Source organism: Pelosinus baikalensis (assembly GCF_020819555.1).
GTDB lineage: Bacteria > Bacillota > Negativicutes > DSM-13327 > DSM-13327 > Pelosinus > Pelosinus baikalensis.
This window is the reverse complement of record NZ_JAJHJB010000086.1, coordinates 1-6,961: the sequence shown is the minus strand read 5'-3', so window position 1 is coordinate 6,961 and position 6,961 is coordinate 1. Positions and strand designations below refer to the sequence as shown.

General features: G+C 40.7%; 6 protein-coding genes. All 6 read left to right on the top strand.

Annotated elements, in window-relative coordinates; genetic code table 11:
• A partial coding sequence (locus LMF89_RS24915; RefSeq protein WP_500797132.1) for an aldehyde dehydrogenase family protein occupies window positions 1-754 on the top strand: 754 nt, incomplete at its 5' end.
• An 87-nt stretch (window positions 755-841) separates the two neighbouring features.
• Window positions 842-2,014 carry an MFS transporter gene (locus LMF89_RS24910; protein WP_229537507.1) on the top strand — a complete coding sequence of 391 codons (1,173 nt, stop codon included), beginning with the start codon at window positions 842-844 and terminating at the stop codon, window positions 2,012-2,014.
• Window positions 2,015-2,147: 133 nt separating this feature from the next.
• Window positions 2,148-3,722, top strand: coding sequence for an acyl CoA:acetate/3-ketoacid CoA transferase (locus tag LMF89_RS24905; protein ID WP_229537506.1), 1,575 nt, complete (start codon window positions 2,148-2,150; stop codon window positions 3,720-3,722).
• Window positions 3,723-3,997: 275 nt separating this feature from the next.
• Complete coding sequence (locus LMF89_RS24900) at window positions 3,998-5,314, top strand: MFS transporter (protein WP_229537505.1); 1,317 nt, start codon at window positions 3,998-4,000, stop codon at window positions 5,312-5,314.
• Between the two features lie 37 nt (window positions 5,315-5,351).
• The gene (locus tag LMF89_RS24895) at window positions 5,352-6,308 is read left to right on the top strand and encodes a hydroxymethylglutaryl-CoA lyase (RefSeq protein WP_229537504.1); all 957 of its coding nucleotides are present in this window, start codon (window positions 5,352-5,354) and stop codon (window positions 6,306-6,308) included.
• 358 nt (window positions 6,309-6,666) lie between these two features.
• Entirely contained in the window at window positions 6,667-6,939 is a 273-nt protein-coding gene (gene citD / locus LMF89_RS24890; RefSeq protein WP_229537503.1) for a citrate lyase acyl carrier protein, read from the top strand.
• Window positions 6,940-6,961: the final 22 nt, after the last annotated feature.

Sequence of the window (6,961 nt, the reverse complement as noted above, 5' to 3'; positions counted from 1 at the left end):
GACCATGGTGATTGATGAGACGGCTGATCTTGCAGAAGCGGCTCATAATACAATGATCAGCAAGACATCCGACTTTGGATCAGGATGCTCTGCCGACGGTAATCTGATCGTTGAAGAAAGGATTTTCGACAAGCTTTTGGATCGGCTTGTCATGGAAGGCGGGTATCTTGCGAATGAGGAACAAAAGAATAAACTTCGTGAGGTTATGTGGGATGAAGAAGGGCATCGTTTAGCCAGTACAGTAGCCATCGCTCCTCAACAATTAGCTGAAATTGCCGGATTTAGTATTCCAGCCGATCGGAAATTCATTATCATTATAGGTGACGGTATCGGTAAGGAATATCCGTTCTCTGGTGAAAAACTGACAACACTGCTTACGATTCATAAATACAAAACTGGTTTTGAGAATGCAATCCATATGATGCATGCCATTTATGCAGTAGGAGGCAAAGGACATTCGGTTGGAATTTATTCCTTCAATGATGACCATATTCACCGTCTTGCATTAGAGGCCCCTGTAAGTCGGATTATGGTTCGCCAGCCTCAGTCGAAGGCCAATGCCGGAGCATTTAATAATGGTATGCCGATGACGTCGAGTATGGGATGCGGAACTTGGGGAGGCAATATTGTTTCTGAGAATGTTTGTCTCAAGCACTATATGAATACAACGTGGGTATCAAGGCCGATTCCAGAGGATAGACCTTCTGACCAAGAGCTGTTTGGCGAGTTTTACAATTCAGAGTTTGAAAAGTAAAGACAATGTGGTACACGTTCTTTTAAAATATTCAATAAAAGGGAGCCTTAGAAGGCTCCCTATGTTGACTGTGATAGGGGTGTCAAATTGAATTGGCAAAGAAATCTCTGGTGCTTATGGAGCGGCTGTATTATCTCCAGCGCAAGCTACACTATGCTTATACCATTTTTACCCTTATATCTTTTGGATCTAGGGGTAACCGGTACAGCTATCAATTTATGGTCAGCTATAGTGTTCTCAGTCACTTTTTTTATTAGCGCCCTTATGTCACCCTATTGGGGACGGAAGGCTGATAAGTCAGGGAAGCGCCGAATGCTCATTCGCGCAGGTTTTAGTCTGGCAGCAGCCTATTTTCTAGGATCTCTTGTTAGGAACCCGATAGAATTGTTTATGGTTAGGATACTTCAAGGATTTGCTACTGGTTTCGTTCCTGCAGCATTGTCAATTGTTGCTTCTACTGCACCCAAAGAGAAAATAGGCTTTAGCCTGGGAATTATGCAGACAGCAACTCTTGTAGGGAGCATTATAGGACCGTTATTTGGTGGTACTTTGTCTCACTTATTTGGAATACGCATGTCGTTTATAGTAGCAGCTTGCATAATGTTCATTGGTACATTAGTTGTCAGCTTGTTCGTAACTGAGCCCGCTCGTAATGAAGTGCCACAAGCGAGTGGAGTAATCGATGATTTAAAGACTGCATTTAATAATCTTATTTTGTTAGAGATGCTAGTACTCTTATTTATTGCCCAAATTGCTGTTATGGTACTTCAACCGCTGATCACCTTGTATGTAGCTGAACTTCAGGGGCAATTGGAAGGTACAGTTTTAATATCAGGCATCATCTTTAGTCTAGCAGGTATTGCTGGCGCCATTGCTGCACCTCTATGGGGGAAGGGCGGACAAAAGGCAGGGTTCTCTCAGGTTCTGATTAGTGGATTTCTTGGAGCGGGCCTATTCAATAGTTTACAATTTTTTGTGGGAGATATCTGGAGTTTCGCCTTATTGCAATTTATCTTCGGTTTTTTTATTGCTGGCATTTATGTTGCTGTAAATGCAATTGTGGTGGCTAATACCAATGAAGGTTTTCGAGGTCGCGCTTTTGGTCTTACCATGAGTGCCAATCAGTTAGGTTCGATGTTTGGTCCGCTAATCGGTGGAGTAGTTAGTGGGTGGATCGGTATTAAATTCATATTTATATATACGGGTATCTTTTTAATTATAGTTGGCTTTGTTATATGGAGGCAGCGTGGGAAATATTAAAAGGCAATATTCTTACTTTTAACTGGGGCTGTTTTTATAGCGCTGGATTTCAGTTCGGAAAACTTAATTTTCGCAAACGTTTTAGATGAAGAAGGTAATACAAATATACCAAATAATTGTCAGGAGTGATAGTATGGTAAAACCTTTACGAAAAGGAAATTTGGTATCGATTCTCAGTGCTGAGGAAGCCGTTAAATTGATCCCTGATGGTGCGACGGTTGCATTCTGTGGTGCAGGTAGTGGTTTGACAGAGGCAACAGTGGTTATTGAGGCACTAGCCCAACGATTTCAAAAGTCGCAGCAGCCACGGAATTTAACTTTCTTACATTCTACTAGTCTTGGTGATCGTGATGGTCGAGGAATGGTTCTTCTCGCTCAAGCAGGGTTATGCCGTAAGGTTATCGCTGGTCATTGGGGACAATCATCACGTTTAGCGGAAATGGCGGAAAGAAATGAGATTGAAGCCTATAATTTTCCTCAAGGGGTCATGTGTCAATTACTTCGTTCAGCCGCAGCTGGGCACCCAGGAATTCTTACCCATGTAGGATTGGGTACTTTTATTGATCCTCGGCAAAGGGGCGGAAAGCTTAATGAACGCACCAAAGAAGATCTGATCCAACTCATGGAAGTGAATGGACAAGAATGGCTATTTTATCCAGCAATTCGCCCTGATGTAGCCATTATCCGAGGTACAGCAGCTGATACTGAAGGATATATCAGTATGGACGATGAGATTGTTTATTTGGATACATTGGCGATGGCCCAAGCTGCCTATAACAATGGAGGAAGTGTCATTGTCCAGGTACAACGGATAGTGAAAGAACGTACCCAGCATTCTAAGTCAGTAAAAATTCCTGGGTATCTGGTTGACGCTGTAGTCGTTGTTCCAGAACAAGCCCAAATGTGTTCTGGTTCAATGAATCGTTTTATCTCTGGAGATTTTATGTTAGAAACAAGAGCAGGTATACCCCTTCCTCTTAATGAGCGTAAGGTCATTGCTCGTCGTGCTCTTCTTGAAGTGGCTCCTGGCAACGTAAGTGTAGGTATTTCTGATGACATTGATATAGTGGCACGAGAAGAAGAAGTTAACGAAGACTTTGCTCTAACAGTGGAAATTGGCTCAATTGGCGGCATTTGTGCCCAAGGAATCTTATTTGAGGCCAACCCTAAGATGCGGGCCATGTTAGATATGCCATCTCAGTTTGACTTCTATGATGGTGGCGGACTGGATATATGCTTTTTAAATTTTACTGAGGCTGACCAAGCAGGAAATGTTAATGTACACCGATTGAAAGGAAAAATAGCGGGGACGGGAGGATTTGTTGATATCTGTCAAAACAGCGATAAGGTTATTTTTGGCGGTACATTAACAGTAGGTGGTTTAAAAATAGCAATTGAAGATGGCAAAGTGAAAATTCATCAAGAGGGGAATTCTCAGGCAATTATTTCACAAGTGCCTGAAATTACTTTTAACGGTAAAGATGCTCTGCGTCGCGGTCAAGAGGTGCTTTATATTACGGAACGAGCTGTCTTCCGTCTCACACCGGAAGGTCTTGAACTGTGTGAAATTGCGCCTGGTATGGATTTAGAAAAAGATATTATAGAGCAAATGGGTTTTAGACCTAAAATTGCTGAGGATTTAAAAGAAATGGATCACCGTTTGTTCTCTCCTGAGCCAATGGGTATTCAAAGTGAGTGGCATAAGTGACGACACCGTGCCAAGAGTATGAAAATATAGTATACATAATCATAGTAAGTACTAATGGATAGGTTTGCTCAGCTTTCCTTTCAAATAGAGCTTTTCTCTCTCAAATGAACGAATGGCAAGGTGAGAAATTCACGAAGAGGTATCCAAGAATGTTATAATATTCTATATAAGGAAGTGGAATCGAATACGTGATTAGAGGCATGGACTAGGAATGAATTTGAGTGCCGGAAATTTATATTTTAATATATCCTAATATTGATAAAGGGGAGTTTGTCATGCAAAACAATTTAAAATCTGCGACTTTAACAGCTGTAAGACCTACGAAAGTACGTTGGTTCATGCTGTCACTCATCATGATGATAATGGTTATAAATTATCTTGATAGAGGTAACCTTGCTGTAGCCGCTCCAGTTATGCAGAAAGAATTAGGGCTTGATCCTGCTACAATGGGTATTCTATTTTCTGCTTTTGCCTGGTCTTATGCTTTTTGTATTCCCTTTGCTGGTGCCCTTTTGGACAAGATTGGTCCACGACTCATGTTTACAATCGGAATTGTTGGCTGGTCTGTTGCTACCGTTGCTATCGGTTTTACAAACACCTTAGCAGCTTTACTCGGTGCTCGTACTATGGTTGGCATTTTTGAGGCACCAACCATCCCAACCAATGTTCGTTGTGTTGCTGCATGGTTTCCAGATCGCGAAAGAGCCTTGGCCGTTGGTATGTATACTTCTATGCAATATGTTGCACTAGGATTTTTAACACCTGTTCTTGCTTGGATACTTGTCACTTATGGGTGGAAAATGATCTTTTTTATTACTGGTGCACTTGGTTTAGTGGTTGCGATTATTTGGCATTTAAACTATCGAGATCCAAAAGACTGTCACATTATTAATAAAGCTGAGATGGATTATATCAAAGAGGGCGGCGCATTGGTTAACAGTGGTGTTGCTAAAGGAAATGTTGTTTCTTGGAAAACAGTCGGCAAATTGTTTCGTCAGCGTAAATTAGTTGGAATGTTTATTGGTCATTTTTCTATTATGACTACTTTGTTCTTCTTCATGACTTGGTTTCCAACGTATTTGATTAACGGCAAGGGACTTACGATTTTAAAAGGTGGCTACTATGCCATGATTCCTTTCTTGGTAGCTATTTGTGGTGCCTTGCTTGGTGGAAAATGGTCTGATTGGATGACTGACAAAGGGTATTCAAAAACAGTTTCACGCAAAGTTCCAATTATTACCGGATTCTTACTTGCAACCGTTATTCTAGGGGCTAATTATATGGATTCCATTAATGGTGTTATTATCTGTATGGCTATTGCATTTTTCGGTCAAGCAATGGCTTCTACCGTTACAGGCGCACTTTTATCCGATATAGCGCCGAAAGATCTTCTTGGACTTTCTGGCGGATTGCTCAACTTTATTGCCAATATTGGCAGTGCTACATCTCCTATGGTTGTTGGTTTTATTGTACAAGGCACAGGCGGTTTCAATATGGCACTTGTATATGTATCTTGCGTGTCTATAATGGGGATATTGGCGTATACTTTGGTTCTTACTAAGGTTGAACGGATCGTGTTAGACGAAGACTAAATTTAAATATGGTAAATTAGGAGAGGGGATGATTCATATGAATCAATCAAATATGATATGGCCAGATAAAGTGACAATCTGCGAGGTGGGGCTGCGGGACGGACTGCAAAATGAAAAAATAATATTGAGTGTAGAAGAAAAGCTTGAACTTCTCGATATGGTAGTTGCATCTGGCATCAAAGTTATTGAAGTAGGATCTTTCGTGCATCCTAAGGCAATTCCTCAGATGGCCGATACGGAAAAAGTCGTACAGCGGATGAAAAGAGTTGATGGAGTAGAATATCGGGCTTTGGTGCCAAATTTAAAGGGTTTGGAACGTGCCCATGCAGCTGGCTTAACCAAAGCAAAGTTGACTGTATCTGTTAGTGAGTCTCATTGTATCAACAATTTCAATCAAACTCCTCTGGAAATGATGGAAGGATTTATTCCATGTGTTGAGTATGCCGCCAAACATAATATAAAGGTGTCAGGGGCATTATCTTCTGCCTGGGGATGTGCATTTGAAGGTAAAATACCAGTGCAACAAATCGAAAAAATAGTGCGAGAGTATCTGAAACTAGGGATTACTGTATTGTCCTTGTCAGATGCCACTGGCATGGGCAATCCCAGGCAAGTATATGAGATTGGGAAGTATATGGTAGAGACTTTTCCACAGATCAAATGGGTATTGCACTTCCATAATACTCGCGATATGGCCTTGTCCAATATCTTGGCTGGCATTCAAGCAGGTATTACCACTTTTGATGGTGCTTTTGGCGGGCTGGGTGGCTGTCCATATATTCCTGGAGCATCGGGGAATATTGCGACAGAAGATGTTGTTCATATGCTTCATGAGATGGGGATCGATACGGGTGTCGATTCGCTAAAAGCAATAGCCACAGCACGTACAGCCCAGCAAATGGTTGATCATCAAGCAGAAAGTCATGTTTTGAAAGCTGGACGCTGTGAAGATCTTACCAATGAAAGGGTGCGACATCAAAATAATAAATCATGATATAAGTTAGCTTTCTAGAGGATTATATTAATAGTTTCTTAATATAAATCGAATCTTATTTATCGATTGAATAGATAATGTAATTGATGTAAAATTTAAATAATAAGAATAAAGTAATTAATCTGGAAATTTGAAAATAGTAATTTCCCAGATGAGTAGTACAAAGGGGAACGGATAAAAAGAGCTATTTCTATTGCTTTAATAGATCGATCTAAAAAGAATCGATTAATGTTAGTTTCTTTAGTTTATAAGGTAAAGTCGTGCCCGTAATAGTAAACGAAGATAGAGTTAGGCTTAAGCCTAATCATTTTCTTAGAATCTACAATTTGACTATATTAAAAAGAAATGGGGGGTATTTATGAGTAAATTACTTAAAGCAGCTCAAGCTGGAACGGTAGAATCATCGGATATTCTTGTTCGGTTGATCCCTGGGGATGCAGGAAGCGGAATACAAGTGGAACTAGTAAGTCCTACAATGCAGCAATATGGAAAGCATATCAACAATCTTATAACTACGACACTTGTTAGCCATGGAATTGATGATGTACAGGTGAATGCTACTGACAGAGGCGCATTAGATTGTACAATAAAGGCCCGAGTAATAACCGCATTACAAAGAGCAGGAGAGTGAGGAGGATACAATGGAAAAGCTG

Bases quoted from the DNA above. Each gene is read 5' to 3' on its own strand.
- LMF89_RS24905 (WP_229537506.1), top strand. From the start codon at position 2,148: ATGGTAAAACCTTTACGAAAAGGAAATTTGGTATCGATTCTCAGTGCT.
- LMF89_RS24900 (WP_229537505.1), top strand. From the start codon at position 3,998: ATGCAAAACAATTTAAAATCTGCGACTTTAACAGCTGTAAGACCTACG.
- LMF89_RS24895 (WP_229537504.1), top strand. From the start codon at position 5,352: ATGAATCAATCAAATATGATATGGCCAGATAAAGTGACAATCTGCGAG.
- citD (WP_229537503.1), top strand. From the start codon at position 6,667: ATGAGTAAATTACTTAAAGCAGCTCAAGCTGGAACGGTAGAATCATCG.